General features: G+C 73.1%; 15 protein-coding genes. 9 read left to right on the forward strand and 6 right to left on the reverse strand.

Annotated elements, in window-relative coordinates:
- The first annotated feature begins 117 nt into the window (after positions 1-117).
- Entirely contained in the window at positions 118-1,389 is a 1,272-nt protein-coding gene (locus V1260_RS12655) for a molybdopterin molybdotransferase MoeA (protein ID WP_329747177.1), read from the forward strand.
- Positions 1,390-1,463: 74 nt separating this feature from the next.
- Positions 1,464-2,069, forward strand: coding sequence for a PH domain-containing protein (locus tag V1260_RS12660; protein ID WP_329747178.1), 606 nt, complete (start codon positions 1,464-1,466; stop codon positions 2,067-2,069).
- 144 nt (positions 2,070-2,213) lie between these two features.
- Here the strand turns inward: V1260_RS12660 and V1260_RS12665 are convergent, their stop codons facing one another.
- Genes V1260_RS12665 through V1260_RS12680 form a run of 4 tightly spaced genes read right to left on the reverse strand, consistent with a single transcriptional unit; the run spans position 2,214 to position 8,072 of the window.
- Positions 2,214-3,929, reverse strand: coding sequence for an ABC transporter family substrate-binding protein (locus V1260_RS12665; protein WP_329747179.1), 1,716 nt, complete (start codon positions 3,927-3,929; stop codon positions 2,214-2,216).
- A 31-nt stretch (positions 3,930-3,960) separates the two neighbouring features.
- On the reverse strand, positions 3,961-6,060 hold the full coding sequence (locus tag V1260_RS12670; RefSeq protein WP_329747180.1) for an ABC transporter ATP-binding protein: 2,100 nt from the start codon (positions 6,058-6,060) through the stop codon (positions 3,961-3,963).
- Entirely contained in the window at positions 6,053-7,036 is a 984-nt protein-coding gene (locus V1260_RS12675; protein WP_329747181.1) for an ABC transporter permease, read from the reverse strand. The genes V1260_RS12670 and V1260_RS12675 overlap by 8 nt, the downstream gene beginning before the upstream one ends.
- Positions 7,037-7,040: 4 nt before the next feature.
- Entirely contained in the window at positions 7,041-8,072 is a 1,032-nt protein-coding gene (locus V1260_RS12680; protein WP_329747182.1) for an ABC transporter permease, read from the reverse strand.
- A 290-nt stretch (positions 8,073-8,362) separates the two neighbouring features.
- Between V1260_RS12680 and V1260_RS12685 the strand changes: the two genes are divergently transcribed.
- A complete protein-coding gene (locus V1260_RS12685; protein ID WP_329747183.1) occupies positions 8,363-9,580 on the forward strand; it encodes a ThiF family adenylyltransferase in 1,218 nt (405 codons plus the stop codon).
- A gap of 3 nt (positions 9,581-9,583) precedes the next feature.
- Here the strand turns inward: V1260_RS12685 and V1260_RS12690 are convergent, their stop codons facing one another.
- Together V1260_RS12690 and moaA are read right to left on the reverse strand one after the other, a co-directional pair.
- Complete coding sequence (locus V1260_RS12690; RefSeq protein ID WP_329747184.1) at positions 9,584-9,841, reverse strand: MoaD/ThiS family protein; 258 nt, start codon at positions 9,839-9,841, stop codon at positions 9,584-9,586.
- Position 9,842: 1 nt separating this feature from the next.
- Complete coding sequence (gene moaA, locus V1260_RS12695; RefSeq protein WP_329747185.1) at positions 9,843-10,976, reverse strand: GTP 3',8-cyclase MoaA; 1,134 nt, start codon at positions 10,974-10,976, stop codon at positions 9,843-9,845.
- Between the two features lie 121 nt (positions 10,977-11,097).
- Here moaA and V1260_RS12700 point away from each other — a divergent pair, with 121 nt between their 5' ends.
- From V1260_RS12700 to V1260_RS12725, 6 genes are read left to right on the forward strand one after another with little or no spacing between them, the layout of a single operon-like run.
- A complete protein-coding gene (locus V1260_RS12700) occupies positions 11,098-12,369 on the forward strand; it encodes a molybdopterin molybdotransferase MoeA (protein WP_329747186.1) in 1,272 nt (423 codons plus the stop codon).
- Positions 12,366-12,851 carry a cyclic pyranopterin monophosphate synthase MoaC gene (gene moaC, locus V1260_RS12705; RefSeq protein WP_329747187.1) on the forward strand — a complete coding sequence of 162 codons (486 nt, stop codon included), beginning with the start codon at positions 12,366-12,368 and terminating at the stop codon, positions 12,849-12,851. The genes V1260_RS12700 and moaC overlap by 4 nt, the downstream gene beginning before the upstream one ends.
- The gene (locus V1260_RS12710; RefSeq protein ID WP_329747188.1) at positions 12,848-13,426 is read left to right on the forward strand and encodes a MogA/MoaB family molybdenum cofactor biosynthesis protein; all 579 of its coding nucleotides are present in this window, start codon (positions 12,848-12,850) and stop codon (positions 13,424-13,426) included. Before moaC ends, V1260_RS12710 begins: the two co-directional genes overlap by 4 nt.
- Positions 13,423-13,890, forward strand: coding sequence for a molybdenum cofactor biosynthesis protein MoaE (locus V1260_RS12715; RefSeq protein WP_329747189.1), 468 nt, complete (start codon positions 13,423-13,425; stop codon positions 13,888-13,890). Before V1260_RS12710 ends, V1260_RS12715 begins: the two co-directional genes overlap by 4 nt.
- A 55-nt stretch (positions 13,891-13,945) precedes the next feature.
- Entirely contained in the window at positions 13,946-14,800 is an 855-nt protein-coding gene (locus tag V1260_RS12720; RefSeq protein ID WP_329747190.1) for a metallophosphoesterase family protein, read from the forward strand.
- A gap of 49 nt (positions 14,801-14,849) precedes the next feature.
- Positions 14,850-16,319, forward strand: a complete 1,470-nt coding sequence (locus V1260_RS12725; protein WP_329747191.1) for a hypothetical protein — start codon at positions 14,850-14,852, stop codon at positions 16,317-16,319.
- Positions 16,320-16,336 lie beyond the last annotated feature (17 nt).

The following is a 16,336-nucleotide window of genomic DNA, read 5'->3' on the forward strand; positions in this document are numbered from 1 at the left end:
AGGGGCGGGGGAGCGAGCTGGGAAGGGCCGCCGGGGAGCGGGAGCCAGGACCCGCGGAGAGCAGACGAGATGGCAGGATGCGGGGATCAGCCCCGAGACCTGCAGGAGAGTCCGGACATGTCCGCCGAGCGCACCGATCCGTTGTCCTGGCGCGAGCTGCTCCGCCGCGAGCTGACCCCCGTGCCGCGGACGGTCGAGGTGCCGCTGACGGAGGCGCTCGGGCGGGTGCTCGCCGCCGACGTGACGAGCCCCGAGGATCTCCCCGCGGAGCCGCTCTCGGCGATGGACGGCTTCGCGGTACGGCGAGCGGACCTCGGCGCGGGCACGCCGACGGGTGAAATCGACATGGTGCTGCCGGTGCTCGCCGAGCTGCCGGCGCGGCCGGGGCGCGTCGGCGCCCTGCCCCCGGGGGCGGCGGCGCGGATCATGACCGGCGCTCCCGTGCCGGAAGGCGCTGACCTGGTGATCCCGGTCGAGGACACCGATGCCGATCCCGTCGGCCCCGCCCCGGAGCGGGTGCGGATCCGGCTGGCCGGCATGCCGCGGGTCGGGCGGCATGTCCGCCGCCGCGGTGAGGAGGTGGCCCTCGGTACTGTGCTCGCGGAGCGCGGACGACGGGTGGGGCCCGGACTGATCGGGCTCGGCCGCGCCCTGGGGATCGGGACCCTCCCGGTGCTCGCACCGCCGCGCGTGGTCGTGGTGGTGACCGGTGACGAGCTCACCGGGACGCAGGAGGTGACGGCGGCGGGTGCCGTCCGCGAGTCCAACGGCGAGATGCTGGTCGCCGCGCTCGCCGCCGACGGGGCCGACGCCTCCTGGAGGCACAGCGGCGATGACCCCGCCGCTCTGCGCGCGGTGCTCGAGCGGGCCGCCGCGGAGGCGGACCTCATCCTCACCACCGGCGGGATCGGCAGCGGCGCGTACGACGTGGTCAAGCAGCTGCTCGGCGAGCACGGCGCGGGCACCAGCCGCTTCGCCCATCTCGCGCTGCGACCGGGCGGGCCGCAGGGCTGGGGCCGACTCCCGGGCGGCACCCCCGTCGTGCACCTGCCGGGCACACCCGTCGGTGCCTTCGTCGGCCATCACCTGTTCGTGCGGCCGCTCCTGCCCGGCGTCGACCCGGCACCGCGGCGGCTCCCGCTCGGCGCCGACGGGGGAGATCGGGGAGACCGCGCCGACGGGGGAGACGGGCGTGACGGGGGAGGCCGGGCCGACGGGGTGGGCCGGGCCGACGGGGTGCTCCGCGCCCTGCCGGGTCTGCTGCGCCGGGACGTCGAGGGCCGGGAGAGTGTCGACGTCCTCCCCGGCAGCCGCCTCGCCCCCTACGGCCGGGCCGACGCGCTCGTGCTCCGCGACGGCGGCCCCGGAGCGCTCGTCCTCCCGCTGTGAGGACCCGATCTCCCGCTGTGAGGGACCGCGCCCGCTGTGAGGGGCGATGCCGCTCCGCCGATACCCTGGGCCGCATGTCCCCGTTGCACCTGCGCCCCCACGGCGCGACCGTCCTCGCGATCGTGGTCTGGGTCGTGCTCGGCCTGCTCGCCGTCGAGGCGCTGCTCTCCGCCGGGGTGCGGGGGCTCGGCGTCGTACCGGGTCTCGCACTGATCGCCGGGCTGATCTGGCTGCTGCTATGGGCACCGCGGGTCGTGCTCCACGAGGAGGAGGTCGAGGTGCGCAACATCCTGCACACCCACCGCCTGCCTTTCGCGGCGATCACCGCCGTGCGCCTCGGGGCGATGCTCCGCCTGGACACCCGCGCGGCCGACGGGTCACCGCGCACGATCTCCGCCTGGAACGCCCCCGGCATCGGCCGCGACAACCCGCTCGCGCGGGCCGGACGCGACGAATCCGGTGCGGGCGGGACCGACCGTCGGCGGCGGCTCTCCCGTGGGGAGCGGCTGCGCCGTGACCAGGAGCGCAGCCGCTCCGCCGTGGTCCGCGACCGCTGGGAGAGCTGGGCCGAGCACCACGAGGAGGACCCGGGCGTGGTGGGGACCTCGCGCCTGAACGTGCGCGAGATCGCCGTGTTCGGGGCTCTCGTCGCCCTCGTCGTGCTGCGCCTCGCCCTCTGAGGGCCCCGAAGACTTGGAGATCCTCGAGGGCCCCGAGGTCCTCACCCTCGCGCGACGCGGGGAAGCCCCGGACGCCGGACGGGCCCGACCGCCACTCGGCGATCGGGCCCGTCCGCTGCGGGATGCAGGCGCGGATCCGGAGGATCAGGCCTTCATGCCCACCTGGGTCCAGTCGACGTTCTCGAACTGCGAGGCGCCGTAGTTCACGATGCCGGTCTTCACGCCCACGATGTTCGGGGTCGCGTAGAACGGGATGATCGCGAAGGACTCGGCGATGACGGTCGAGATCTCGTTGGCCACCTTCTTGCGCTCGGCGTCGTCGAAGGCACCCTTGATCTGGCCGTCCAGATCGCCGAGGCGGTCATCGGCGAAGTTGGTGAAGTTCTGGCCGGAGTCGAGCGGGTACACCAGGTTCACCGAGGAGGACTCGGGGAACTGGCTGCCGACCCACGAGAAGGTCACCGCGTCGAAGTTCTTCGGAACCACGTACTCGTCGAAGTACGCGTCCGAGGGGACGGTCTCGACGGCGACCTTGAAGCCGATCGCGTTGAGGTTGGTGACCACCTGGGCGGCGCGGTCCTCGTTGGACTTGGTGTCCGCGGGGACGATGATGTTGAAGGCCAGCTGCTTGCCGTCCTTCTCGCGCACGTCGCCGTTGAGGGTCCAGCCGGCCTCGTCGAGGATCGCCGCAGCACCCTCGGAGTCGAAGTCCAGGCCGCCGAAGGAGTCCTCGTAGCCGTCCTGACCGGGCATGTAGACGAAGTTGTCGACCAGCACGATCGGGGCCTCCAGCGGGCCGATGACGGCGTTGCCGATCGCGGTGCGGTCGATGCCGCGGGCGATCGCCTCGCGCACCTTCACGTCCGCGAGGGCGCCGTCGCCGCCCTGGGTGTTGATCGTCAGGTGGGTCCAGGTCAGACCGTTGGTCACCTGGATCGCCGCATCCGAGCGACCCTTGGCCTGGGCGAGCTCGTCGCCGTTGGCGATGTCGTAGGCGTCCAGCTCGCCGTTGGCGAAGGCGGCCGGGGCCTGCGACTGGTCGGTGACCTTGTAGATGATGGTCTCGAGCTTCGGGGCGCGGCCCCACCACAGCTCGTTGCGCACCAGGGTGACGACGCCGCCCGCGGCGTCGATCGAGCCGACCTTGAAGGGACCGGCGGACGGGGTGGCCTGCGAGGTGTACCCCTCGTTGAAGGCCGCGACGTCGCCCGAGATGGAGGCGGGCAGGGTCGGGTAGGCGACGGTGATCCAGTCGACGAAGGGCGAGGAGAACTCGATCTCCGCGGAGAACTCGTCGTCGGTCTGGCGGATCTCCTTGATCTGGTCCCAGCCCACGGAGGAGACGATCAGGTACTCCTCGTTGGTGGCGTTGAGGGACTTCCACTCGGCGATGAGGTCGGCGACGACGATCGGGTCGCCGTTCTCCCAGACCGCGTTGGGGTTGAACTTGACGGTGACGATCTGCGGATCCTCGCTGGTCAGCTCCGCGCTCTCGACGTAGTCGGGGTTCATGGTCTTCTCGCCCGACTCCGAGTACAGGATCGCGTGGCCGTAGCCCATCGCGTCGCGGATCTTGGTGAGGTCGGCGAGGTTGCCGTCGGTCTGGTTGGAGTTCCAGTTGTTGGGCAGCTGCGAGACGGCGAGGGTCAGGGTGCCGCCGTCGGCGACCGCGTCGTACTCGGCGCGCTCCCACGCGGTCGAGGGCAGGGAGGCCTGCTCCTCGGCGGCCTCCGAGTTCTCCTCGGCGGCCTGCGAGGCCTGCTCCTCGGCGGACTGCTGACCGCAGGCGGCGAGGGCGAGGGCGGTGCCCGCGGCGGCGGTGCCGCCCAGGAACAGACGGCGGGTGCTGGTGATCTTCATGGTTTTCCCTCTTCCGTGATGGGGAGTGCCGTCACGCGCTGGTGACGGAGGAGGTGGAACCGGCGTCGACGGTGTCGAGCCGGTGGATCGAGTCCACGTGGTGGCAGGCCACGCGGGAGCCGCCGTGGGCGGTCGGGGTCGGGTCCTCGGCGCGGCAGCGGGCCTGGGCGTCGGCGTCGAGGAGGGGGAGCAGGGGACAGCGGGAGGCGAAGGAGCATCCCTGGATCTCCTCGGCGGGGCTCGGGAGGTCCCCGCTGAGGATGATCTGGTTGCGCTCGCGCTCGACCTTCGGATCGGGCACGGGCACGGCGGACATGAGGGCGCGCGTGTACGGGTGGCGGGGCGCGGAGAAGACCTCCGCGACCGGCCCGTACTCGACGATGCGCCCCAGGTACATCACCGCGACCTGGTCCGATATCTCCCGGACGATCGCGAGGTCATGGGCGACGAACAGATAGGACAGGCCTAGCTGGTCGCGCAGGTCGGCGAGCAGGTTGATCACGCCCGCCTGCACCGACACGTCCAGGGCCGAGACCGGCTCGTCGAGCACGAGCAGCTTCGGATCGGTCATCAGCGCGCGGGCGACGCCGATGCGCTGGCGCTGGCCGCCGGAGAACTCGTGCGGGTAGCGGTCGGTCATCCGCGGGTCCAGGCCCACCAGCTCGAGCTTCTCCCGCACCAGGCGGTTCCGATCGGCCTTCGGGGTGCGGGTCAGGGTCAGCGGCTCGGCGATGATGTCGCCGACGGGCAGGCGCGGGTCGACCGCCGCCATCGGGTCCTGGAAGACGATCTGCACGTCGCGGCGCAGCGCGAGCCGCTCCTTCTTGCCGAGGGCCCCGACGTCCTTCCCACCGACGGTGAGGGTGCCCGCCTGGGGCCGCAGCAGCTCCATGATCTCCAGCGCCGTCGTGGACTTGCCCGAGCCGGACTCGCCGACCAGGCCCAGGGTCTGCCCGGGCATGATCTCGAAGTCGACCCCGTCGACGGCGCGGACCGTGCCGACGGCACGGCGGAACACCGATCCCTTGTACAGCGGGAAGTGGCGCACCAGCCCCTCGGCGCGGACCACCGGCTCCTGGCCGGTGTGGTCCTGCGGCGGGCGCGGCTCGAAGGCCGGGCGCGGGAAGATGTCCGGCGCGGCGAGGGTCCCCGCGGCGATCTCGTCGCTGCGGTGGCAGGCCACCCGACGGGAGGCACCGTGATCCTCCACGAGATCGGGCTCGCGCTCGTGGCACAGGGAGATCGCGGCCGGGCAACGGGGCGCGAACGGGCAGCCGGGGGGCAGCTCGGAGAGCACCGGAGGACGCCCCTCGAGGGGGACCAGGCGGTCCTTGCCGGCGCGGAGCATGTTCGGCACCGAGCGCAGCAGACCCATCGTGTAGGGCATGTGCGGCTTCTCGAAGATCTGGTCGACCGGACCGGTCTCCACCAGCTTGCCCGCGTACATCACCGCGACCCGGTCCACGTTGCCGGCGACGACGCCGAGGTCGTGGGTGATCAGCACGACGGCCGCCCCGGTGACCTCCTTCGCTTTCTGCAGCACCTCGAGGATCTGTGCCTGGATGGTGACGTCGAGGGCCGTGGTCGGCTCGTCGGCGATGATCAGGGTGGGGTCGTTCGCCATCGCGATCGCGATCATGGCGCGCTGGCGCATACCGCCGGAGAACTCGTGCGGGAACGCCCGGGCCCGACGTTCGGCCCCGGGGATGCCGACGATCTGCAGCAGCTCGACCGCGCGCTTGTGGGCGGCGGCCGCGCTGATGCCCCGGTTGTGCAGGGTCAGCGCTTCCTCGATCTGCTGGCCGATGGTGTAGACGGGGGTCAGGGCGGACAACGGATCCTGGAAGATCATCGCCATGTCCTTGCCGCGCAGTCGCGACAGCTGGGAGTCGGACATCCCCAGCAGCGACTGGCCGCGGTACTGGATGTCCCCCTCGATCTTCGCGGAGCTGGGCAGCAGGCCCATCACCGCGAGGGAGGAGACCGACTTGCCCGAGCCGGACTCGCCGACGATGCCGAGGAACTCGCCCTCGCGCACTTCGTAGTTCACCCCGCGCACGGCCCGGACGTCGCCGGTCGCGCTCGGGAAGGTCACGGTCAGGTCCTTGACCCGCAGCACGGGATCAGCCACGGTTCACCTCACTGGTGGGATCGATGGCGTCGCGCAGGGCGTCACCCAGCAGGGCGACCGCGGTCAGCAGCGCGACGAGGAAGAACGAGGGGAAGTAGAAGGACCAGGGGCGGGAGATGACCCCGGACTGGCCGTTCTGCAGCAGGGCCCCGAGGGACACCTGCGGGTACTGGATGCCGAGACCGAAGAACGACAGCGAGGTCTCGGCGAGGATCGCGCTCGCGACGCCGAGGGTGGCGTCGATGATCAGCAGCGAGGCGACGTTCGGGATGATGTGGCGGCCCAGGATCGTCAGCGTGCCGACGCCCATGTAGCGGGCGGCCTTGACGAACTCGCGCTCCTTGAGGGACTTCGTCTGGTTCTTGACGATCTGCGCCATGATCATCCAGCCGAAGCACGCCAGAGCCAGCACGATCAGCATCCACGAGGGCATCAGGGCCAGCTGGCGCAGCCCGCCGGGCAGCGACTCCGGCGCCTGGATGGCGGGGGAGAGGATCAGCAGGATGTAGAACACCGGGAGCACCAGGAACAGGTTGATCACCCAGGTGATCACCGTCTCGACCCAGCCGCCGAGGTAGCCGGCGAGGGCTCCCAGGAGGGCCGCGAGGAGGGTCGCGAGCGGTGCCGCGATGAAGCCGATCAGCAGCGACATCCGCAGGCCCTCGACGATGCCCGCATAGAGGTCGCGGCCCACGGCGTCGGTGCCGAACCAGTGCTGCGCCGACGGGGCAGAGTTCTGGTTGAAGGAGTCGGTGTCGGCGTACGAGTAGATGTTCGGGAGGTTCCCGAACAGGGCGAACAGCACGATCAGGCCGATGACCACGGCGCCGATCCAGAAGTTCGGCTTCCGCTTCAGACGCAGCCACACGAGGCGGGTGCGGGAGATCGGGGTGTGCTCGTGCTGCGGGTCGATCGGAGCTGCCTCCGGGATGTCCGCGGGAGGGTTCAAGGCGGCTTCCGCCTGCTGGGACGACATGGGGTCACATCCTCACGCGGGGATCGAGGGCGGCGTACAGGACCTCGGACAGCGTGGAGCTGAACAGCACCAGCACGGAGGTGAAGCAGACGACGCCGGCCATGGCGTTGATGTCGGAGGTCTGCACCGCGGTGATGCCGTACTTCCCCATCCCCTCCCACGAGAAGATGATCTCGAGGAAGGTCGATCCGGCCACGAGGGTGCCGAACTGGTAGGCGAAGTAGGTCGACATCGGGATCAGCGCGACGCGGACGCCGTGCTTGATCAGCGCGCGGTTGCGGGTCGCGCCCTTCGCCCGGGCGGTGCGGATGAAGTCCGAGCCGAGCACGTCGAGCATCACCGCTCGCATGTACCGGGAGTAGCTCGCGGCGCCGAAGAGCATCAGCGCGATCGTGGGCAACAACAGGTGGTTGAGCAGGTCGAGGAATTCTCCGAAGCCCTCGTAGCCGGGGGTGTAGGCGCCGGAGAATCTCAGCACCTGGTGGCCGACGAGGCGGTTGAACTCGGTCGCGAGGATCATCAGCATCAGGCCGCCCACGAAGGTGGGGGTCGAGAAGAGGATGAACGAGGCGTAGGAGATGATCTGGTCCGAGGCCTTGTACTGGCGGACCGCGCCCCACACGCCGAGGATCACTCCCAGCAGCGCCCCGAGCAGCGCGCCGATCAGCAGCAGGCGCAGGCTGATCCCGGAGCGGCCGAGCCACGCGATGTCGAAGGGGTTCAGCGCATTGCCCGGCGTGCCGAGCATGTCGGTGATGACCCAGTTGTTCGTCAGCGCCTTGCCGAGCTTCTGCTCGAACGGGGCGGTGAAGATGTTCTGGACCCAGTTCCAGGTGCGCAGCGCCACGGGGTCCCCGTGGTAGACGCCGTAGCCGCGCATGAGGTTCGCGATCGAGTCCTCGGGCACCGGAGGGTTGCGGCCCTGGTACTTCTTCGCGGGGTTCAGGAAGGTCGACGCCGCGACATACGCGAAGGTCGTCGCCACGCACGTGAGGATCAGGTAGTTGAGGAAGCGCCGGATCACATACAGGGTCATCGGGACCCTCCGGTGATCGGGGCGATCGCACGGCCACGGGCGGACGGGGTGTCCTGCCTGCGGCGCGCGGATGCGCGGTGGTACTGCGTCACGAAGATGTCCTCACGTGGTCGGTGCGGGTCCGCGGCACTGCGGACCGGCGAGTAAGTTCCTCGAACTGTAGGCCAGGCCACAGGGCCTCACCGCCCGGAGTGACGGACCATGTCCGAATCGTTATGCAGCACGTCACCGGGCTGCCGTGCGGGAGACTACCTCACATGGTGGAAAGCGGTGGACGGACAGGGCCGGATGTGCACGGAGTCAGCGACGCGGGAGACGGGGTCGGGGGCGAGCGCTACACCCGGCAGATCCGGCTGCCGGAGCTCGGGACCGCGGGGCAGGCCCGGCTCGGTACCGCGCGGGTCGCGGTGATCGGCGCCGGCGGGCTCGGGGCGCCGATCCTCACCTATCTCGCGGCCGCCGGGATCGGCCGGATCACGGTGTTCGACCCCGACGTCGTCGAGCTCACGAACCTGCACCGGCAGGTGCTGTTCACGGCGGCCGACGTGGGCCGGCCGAAGGCCCTCGTCGCCGCCGAGCGCCTCGCCGCGCTCAACCCCGAGGTGGCGGTGCGGCCGGTGACCTCCGCCGTCACCCCGCAGAACGCCCTCGAGCAGCTCGGGGGCCACGATCTCGTCCTCGACGGCAGCGACAACTTCCCCACCCGCTATCTCGTCTCCGACGCCTGCGAGATCCTCGACCTCCCCCTCGTGTGGGGGTCGATCCTCGCCTTCTCGGGCCAGGTCAGCGTCTTCTGGGGTGAGGGCGGCCGGGGCGTCACCTACCGCGACGTCCACCCCGTGCCGCCGCGACCGGGGGAGGTGCCCAGCTGCGCCGAGGCGGGCGTGCTCGGCATGCTCTGCGGGACCATCGGCGCGACCATGGCGATGGAGGCGGCCAAGGTCCTCACCGGGATCGGGGAGCCGCTGCTGGGACGCCTCGCCCTCTACGACGCGCTGCGCGCCCGCTGGGACGAGCTGCCGCTGGCCCGGGACCCGCAGCGCGCCCCGGTCACCGCGATCGAGGACCTCGAGGCGACCTGCGGCCTGCCCGGACCGGGGGTCGCGGAGGCCGGGACTGGGAGGTCTGGGGAGCCCGGGGCCGGGGAGTCCGGGGGAAGCAGGGCCGTCCCCGAGGTCACCGCCGCCGAGCTCCCGGCCCTGATGGCCGACGGGGTGCGGGTGGTGGACCTGCGCGAGAGCACCGAGCTCGGGGTCGGCCGTATCGCGGGCGCCGAGCACCTGCCGCTCGGGCGGCTGCTCGACGAGGCCGGCGCGGACCTCGACGGCGCGGTGCTCTATTGCGCCTCGGGCCGACGTTCGGCGAGCGCCGTCCGCTTCCTCGCCGCACGCGGCATCACGGCGCGCTCGCTCTCCGGCGGCTTCGCCGGGCTCGGCGGCAGCGAGGTGCCGGTGGAGCCAGCGGAGCCAGGTGAGCAGGCGGAGCCGGGGGAGCAGCCGTCTCCGTAGAGCTCAGCCGCCGGCGAAGGGCGGCAGCACGTCGACCCGGTCGCCGTCGGCGAGGGGATGGCTGAGGTCCGGTCGGGCGACGGCGTTGACCAGGAAGCTCGAGCGGCCGATCACCCGTGCCGCCTCGGCGGAGCCGTCGGCGGTGAGCGCGGCGACCAGCTCTTCGAGGGTGCGGGCGGGGACCGTCGCGGCGTCGGCCCCGAAGGCGGCGGCGGCACCCGCGAACAGGCGCACCGCGATGGTGGGGGTCGGCGTGGTCATCTCAGCCTCCAATGGCGCTCATGGGTCGGTCCGGGGGCCGGAAGTCGGCGGAGTCCATGCCGTGCCCGGCCTTCTTCCCCCAGTGGGCGGCCCGCCAGCGGCGGGCGATCTCCTCGTCGTCGGCCCCGCCGCGCAGCGCCCCGCGCAGATCGGTCTCCTCGCGCGAGAACAGGCAGGTGCGCACCCGGCCTTCGGCGGTGAGCCGGGTCCGTCGGCAGTCCGCGCAGAACGGCCGGGTCACCGAGGCGATGACGCCCACCCGCCCGCGGGGGCGGCCGGTCGCCCGCTCGGACACCTCGAACAGCTCCGCCGGGGCGCCGTCGCGCGGCTCCTCGACGGGGGTCAGGGCGAAGCGGCCGGCGAGCAGGGCGTGGGCGTCCGCGGCCGTGACCATCCCGTCGCGTTCCCAGATCCGATCCGCGTCCAGCGGCATCTGCTCGATGACGCGCAGCTGGAGGTCGCGGTCGAGGCACCAGTCCAGCAGGTCCGGCAGCTCGTGGTCGTTGACCCCGGGCAGCAGTACGGCGTTGACCTTGATCGGCGCGAGCCCGGCGGCGCGGGCCCCGTCGATGCCGGCGAGGACGCGGTGCAGCAGGGGCCGACGGGTCAGGCGCTCGAAGGTCTCCGAGACCACCGAGTCGAGAGACACGTTGATCCGGTCCAGTCCCGCCTCGCGCAGGCCCGCCGCACGATGGTCCAGGCCGATCGCATTGGTGGTCAGCGAGATGTCGGGGCGGCGCTCGAGCGCCGCAACCCCCGCGATGATCTCCTCGAGATCGGGCCGGGTCAGGGGCTCCCCGCCCGTGAAGCGCACCTGCTCGATGCCCAGTCGCTCGACACCGATCCGCACCAGGCGCACGATCTCCGCGGGGGACAGCAGCTCGTCGCGGCCCAGGAAGGTCAGTCCCGAGGCGGGCATGCAGTAGGTGCAGCGGAGGTTGCAGAAGTCCGTCAGCGAGAGCCGCAGATCCGTCGCGGCGCGCCCGAAGCGGTCGGCGAGCGCGGGGGTGGCCGGTCGGTCCGAGGTGTCGGGGAGGGCGTCCCCGAGGCCGTCGGTGCGGCGCGGGACGGGGATCCCGAGGGACACGCGACGGGAGCCCCGGGGGGTCGCCGCGGCAGAAGCGGGGGTCGACATGCGCTCACCTCCTGGGCTGCGGACGGTGCCGGCGTCCGACCAGGATAGGCCGTGGCACGGCCATACTGGACGAGTGCGCGCCGCGCACCGTGAAGGGCGAGCCGCGGAGGGAGTGGGCGAGATGGCCGGTCGGAGGCGGATCCCGTTGCGCGATCACGTGGACGACGCCGTGGCGCTACTCGCCGCCGTGCGCGGCACCGAGGTGATCGGGCTCGGCGCGGCGGCCGTGGGACGCGTCGCCGCCGAGGACGTGCGCTCCCGGGTCGATCTGCCCGGTCTCGACGACTCCCAGATGGACGGCTACGCCGTAGCCGCCGCGGACCTCGCGGACGAGCACGCGGAGGTGACCCTCCCGCGGGGACCGATGATCGCCGCCGGCGATGCGCCGGGACGGCTCGAGCCCGGCACCGCGCGGCCGATCATGACCGGGGCGCCCCTGCCCGACGGCGCGGACCTCGTGATCCCCGTCGAGGAGAGCGGGGAGGGACGGTTCGCGGCGGTCGAGGGCGCCGCGCTGACGAGCGTGGTCCTGCGCCCCGCCGAGGTCGCCCCGGGGCGCTTCGTGCGGCGCCGCGGCTCGGACACCCGCCGTGGGGACACCGTGCTGCGCGCGGGCCGCCCCCTCACCCCGGCCCGCATCGCCCACCTCGCCGCCTGCGGACTGCGCGAGGTCGAGGTCCACGCCCCCGTGCGGGTCGTCGTCCTCTCCACCGGCTCCGAGGTGCGCCCCGCCGCCGACGGCACCCCCGCACCGGGCATCCGGCACGACGCCAACGGACCCGGGATCGCCGCGGCGCTGACCGAGGCCGGGGCCGAGGTGGTCCACGTCGGCACCGTGCCCGACGATCCCGCGGTCCTGCTGGGCCGACTCCGGGAACAAGTTGCCGCGCACGACGCGGACCTCGTGATCACCAGCGGCGGCGTCAGCCAGGGTGCCGTCGAGGTGGTGCGCCTCGCGGCCGAGCACCCGGGCGTCGTGCTCGCCTTCCCCACCCTCGCCCTGCAGCCCGGCGGCCCCCAGGGCATCGGCACCCTCGAGGTCGGCCCCCGCCGCGTGCCCTGGCTCGCCCTCCCCGGCAATCCCGTGTCCTCCCTGCTCAGCTGCGAGCTGATCGTGCGCCCCGCCCTCGGGGCCCCGGACCGTCGGCGCCTGCACCTGCCGCTCCAGCTCGAGGGCCCGGAGGCGGTCGAGACCTCACCCGAGGCGCTGGACCAGTACCGGCGGGCGCGCGTGCTGCCCTCGGGGACGGTGCGCCTGCTCGGCGGGGCCTCCTCCCATCTGCTCGGCGGCTACGCCGCGGCCGACGCCCTGGTGCGGATCCCCGTCGGCGTCGGCGCCGTGCACGACGGCGACCTGCTCGAGACCCTGCTGATCCCCGGAGGAGAATCATGAGCGAGGACCTCTCGCACGTGCGGGCCGACGGCTCCGCCCACATGGTCGACGTGACCGGCAAATCCGTCACCGCACGCGAGGCGACCGCCGCCGCCGTGCTCCGCACCCGCGCCGACGTGGTCGCGCGGATCGCGAACGGCGACCTGCCCAAGGGCGAGGCGCTCGCCACCGCGCGCCTCGCCGGGATCATGGGTGCCAAGCGCACCAGCGAGCTGATCCCGCTGTGCCATCCGCTGCCGCTCACGGGCATCGAGGTGGATCTCCTGCCGCGCGGGGACCGGGTCGAGATCACCGCGACGGTGCGCACGAAGGGCGTCACCGGCGTCGAGATGGAGGCGCTCACCGCCGTCAGCACGGCGGCGCTGACCCTGTACGACATGATCAAGGCCGTCGACCACCACGCCGAGATCGGCGATATCCGGGTGCTCGCCAAGTCCGGCGGACGCAGCGGGGACTGGCACCGCGAGGAGGACCCGCGATGAGGGAGATGCCCGCCCGGCGCACTGACGCCGACTGCACCGCCCGCGAGGATCCGGGCGCCGCACCGCTGCTCCGGGGAAGGGGCCTCGTGCTCATCGCCTCGACCCGCGCGGCCGACGGCACCTACGAGGACCGCACCGGCCCGCTGCTCGAGACCTGGCTCCGCGAGCGGGGACTGGACCCGGTGGAGCGGCAGGTCGTGCCCGACGGCCCCGCGGTGGGCCGCGCGCTCTCCGCGGCGATCGGGGCCGGCGTTGACGTGGTGATCACCTCGGGCGGCACCGGGATCAGCCCCACCGACGTCACCCCCGAGCAGACCGCGCCGCTGATCGACCGCGAGATGCCGGGGATCCTCGAGGCAGTGCGTTGGCGCGGCGCCGAGAAGACGCCGACCGCCCTACTCAGCCGCGGACTCGCGGGCATGGCGGGCCGCACCTTGGTGGTCAACCTGCCCGGCTCCCGCGGCGGGGTGAAGGACGGCATCGCCGTGCTCGACCCGCTGCTGGACCATCTGCTCGAGCAGCGCGACGGCGGCGGGCACGAGGACGACACCGGCACGGAGGGCACTGACCGATGAACACAGACCCAGCAGTGGACCCGGCCCTGGGCCCCGCCCCCTCGCGGACCCGGCACGCGAGCGTCGGCGAGGGGGAGATCCGGACCACGGACATGGCCGCGGCCGTCGCCGATCCCCGCTGCGGCGCCGTCGTCACCTTCGACGGAGTGGTCCGTGACCACGACGACGGGCGGGGGGTCGCGCGCCTCGAGTACACCGCCCACCCCTCGGCGCAGCAGGTCCTCGCCGAGGTCGCGGGCGAGATCGCGCGGCGTCACCCGGACGTGCTGATCGCCGTCGCGCACCGCGTGGGCCCGCTCGCCATCGGCGACTCGGCGCTCGTGTGCGCCGTCGCGGCGGCCCACCGCAAGCAGGCCTTCGCGGCCTGCGACGAGCTCGTCGACACCGTCAAGCAGCGGGTCCCGATCTGGAAGCACCAGGTCTTCACCGACGGGACGACCGAATGGGTGGCCGCTCTCGGCTGAGCCCCGGCTCCGCCGCGTCACCTCCCGGTCACCTGGCGCGGCTACGGTTCCCGGCATGCGCATCCTCCACCTGACCGACACCCATCTCTACGGCGATCCCGCGGCCCGCCACTACGAGCGGATCGACACCGGCGCCGCCCTGCGCGGCCTGCTGGGCCGGCTCGAGGGGCTCGCCGACGTCGACGTCGTCGTCCACACCGGCGACGCCTCCGAGGACGGCACCGCCGCGAGCTACCGCCTGCTCCACGAGATCCTCGACCCCTTCGCGGCAGGGCTCGGCGCACCGCTCGTCGTGGTCATGGGCAACCACGACGTCTCCGCCGTGTACGGGGAGACCATCGCGGCGGGGGAGCGGAAGGCCGAGAGCCAGGATCGCGTCGTCCCCCTGGAGGGCGGGGCGCGCGTGGTCGTGCTCGACACGAGCGTGCCCGGCGCCGGCTACGGCCATCTCGACCCCGAGCAGCTCGACTGGCTGCGGGGCGTGCTCGCCGAGCCCGCGCCCGGAGGGACCGTCCTCGCCCTGCACCACCCGCCTCTCGTCGCCGCCACGACCCTGCTGCGCGGCCTCGACCTCGACGGGCTCGACGAGCTCGCCGCGGTGCTGGCCGGGAGCGATGTGCGGATGGTGCTCTCCGGCCATTACCACCACGAGATGACCGGGGCGATCGGTGGGATCCCGGTGCACGTCGCACCGGGCGTGACCAACGTCGTCGACCCCGTCGGGGCGGGGGAGAGCGAGCAGTCCCTCGCCATGTCCGGGGCGAGCCTGATCGCGCTCGGCGACGGAGTGCCGCGCGTGGTCACCTCGGTGTTCCCCAATGCGGGCGACACCCTCGGCGATCCGGGCGCGCCGGTGTACCGCTTCGACGCCGGCCAGGTCGCGGCGATCGTGGCGGCCGCGGGGCGCTGAGCAGGACGCCGCGGCCCCGCCGGGGCGGTCCCTCGGGCAGGATGTCCCCATGTTCGAGCCGCTGATCGACCGCTGGGCCGAGAAGCACCTCGGCCCGGGCCGTCCCGTGCCCCGCTGGATGCGCGGCCTGCTCGACGAGACCTTCCTCTGGGTCGCCGCCGGGCAGCTGCTGATCGCCCTCCATGTCCCCCGGGAGTCGGTGCGTCGCCTCACCGTGCTGCAGGGGATCCTCGAGGAGTACCGCGATCTGCTGCGGGAGCAGGGCGTCGAGGTGCGCCGCCTCGAGGACGTCCGGACCCTCGAGGACCTCGACGGCCTCGCGGAGGGGGAGGCGATGCCGAGCCTCCCCGTCGGCCTCCCCGCCGATGCGACCGACGAGGAGACGCTCGCCCTTCTCGCCCGGCAGCTCCCCGCGACCACCCTCGCCCGCTGGATCGAGGACGGCGCCGCGGTGGTCCTCGACCTCGCCGAACAGACGCTCGAGGGTCTGCGCCGCCGGCGGGTGCGCCCGGAGCTCGTCGGGGTGGATCCGGCGGCCGTGCAGGAGCTGATCCGGGAGCTGCGGAGGCGGCTCGCCGCGCTCGAGCTCCCGGCGCTGGGTCGCGCCGGCTACCCGGTGATGATGCCGCGCCTCGAGGAGGCGGCCCGGGAGGTCGAGCAGCTCGACCTGATGCGCGGGCTCGAGGTGGCTCCCCGGGCACCGCGTCCCGGCGAGGTGCAGCGGATCGTCGGGATCCTGCAGGATCTGCCAGCGCCGACCCGTGAGCGGCTGATCCCGGTCTCGGTGCTCCGCTCCCGGCTCGTGCTCGCGCCCCTGCTCGCCCGGGTCCTCGCCGACCTGCGCGCCGGCTGGATCGGTCCCGCCGAGCGCCCCGAGCCGCCCTCGGACGAGGAGGCGGCGGCGATACGGGCCCGGTCCGCGGCCGACCGCCGCGAACGGACGGCGCGGGAGGCGAGCCGCCGGGAGCTGGGCCGTCTCGCCGTGCGGCGCACCGCGATGCGCCTCGCGGCACAGGGAGCGGCGATGCTGATCGTCGCCGCCACCTGGGTGCAGGTATGGGTCCTGGGCACTCAGCCCGACAGTCTCCGGGAGCTCGGCATCCCACGGATCGGGGCGGCCCAGGCGACGGCCCTGCTGCTCGCCCTCGTGGTGGTCGGCGCGCTCGCCGGACCGGCGCAGCTCGGGCGGGACCCGCTCGCGGTGCATGAGAGCCCGACCGGTCGGCTCCGGGCCGACGTGCTGCGCGTCGTCGGCGGCCTCGGCGATCTGCTGCTGCTCGTCAGCTGCCTGGGGGTGTGGGCGCTGCTGCCCACCTCGCCGCTGCGGGGCAGCGAGTGGTACCGCCGGGAGCACGGGGATGCGCTGCTGGCGCTCGAGATCGGAATCGACGGAGCCGTCGGCGCCCTCGACCCCGGGGTCGTGCTGATCATCGGGGTGATCGCCGCCGCGGTGCTGGGGATGATCCTCGGCCACCTCGGGCAGCGCCGCCTGCGACGACGGGCGGGACTCGGCCCCTGAGGCGCGTCCGCGGTGCG

The organism is Brachybacterium sp. J144, from assembly GCF_036321705.1.
GTDB lineage: Bacteria > Actinomycetota > Actinomycetes > Actinomycetales > Dermabacteraceae > Brachybacterium.

Bases quoted from the DNA above. Each gene is read 5' to 3' on its own strand.
- V1260_RS12690 (WP_329747184.1), bottom strand. From the start codon at position 9,841: ATGACCACGCCGACCCCCACCATCGCGGTGCGCCTGTTCGCGGGTGCC.
- V1260_RS12710 (WP_329747188.1), top strand. From the start codon at position 12,848: ATGAGGGAGATGCCCGCCCGGCGCACTGACGCCGACTGCACCGCCCGC.
- V1260_RS12700 (WP_329747186.1), top strand. From the start codon at position 11,098: ATGGCCGGTCGGAGGCGGATCCCGTTGCGCGATCACGTGGACGACGCC.
- moaC (WP_329747187.1), top strand. From the start codon at position 12,366: ATGAGCGAGGACCTCTCGCACGTGCGGGCCGACGGCTCCGCCCACATG.
- V1260_RS12715 (WP_329747189.1), top strand. From the start codon at position 13,423: ATGAACACAGACCCAGCAGTGGACCCGGCCCTGGGCCCCGCCCCCTCG.
- V1260_RS12660 (WP_329747178.1), top strand. From the start codon at position 1,464: ATGTCCCCGTTGCACCTGCGCCCCCACGGCGCGACCGTCCTCGCGATC.
- V1260_RS12725 (WP_329747191.1), top strand. From the start codon at position 14,850: ATGTTCGAGCCGCTGATCGACCGCTGGGCCGAGAAGCACCTCGGCCCG.
- V1260_RS12655 (WP_329747177.1), top strand. From the start codon at position 118: ATGTCCGCCGAGCGCACCGATCCGTTGTCCTGGCGCGAGCTGCTCCGC.
- moaA (WP_329747185.1), bottom strand. From the start codon at position 10,976: ATGTCGACCCCCGCTTCTGCCGCGGCGACCCCCCGGGGCTCCCGTCGC.
- V1260_RS12680 (WP_329747182.1), bottom strand. From the start codon at position 8,072: ATGACCCTGTATGTGATCCGGCGCTTCCTCAACTACCTGATCCTCACG.
- V1260_RS12665 (WP_329747179.1), bottom strand. From the start codon at position 3,929: ATGAAGATCACCAGCACCCGCCGTCTGTTCCTGGGCGGCACCGCCGCC.
- V1260_RS12675 (WP_329747181.1), bottom strand. From the start codon at position 7,036: ATGTCGTCCCAGCAGGCGGAAGCCGCCTTGAACCCTCCCGCGGACATC.
- V1260_RS12720 (WP_329747190.1), top strand. From the start codon at position 13,946: ATGCGCATCCTCCACCTGACCGACACCCATCTCTACGGCGATCCCGCG.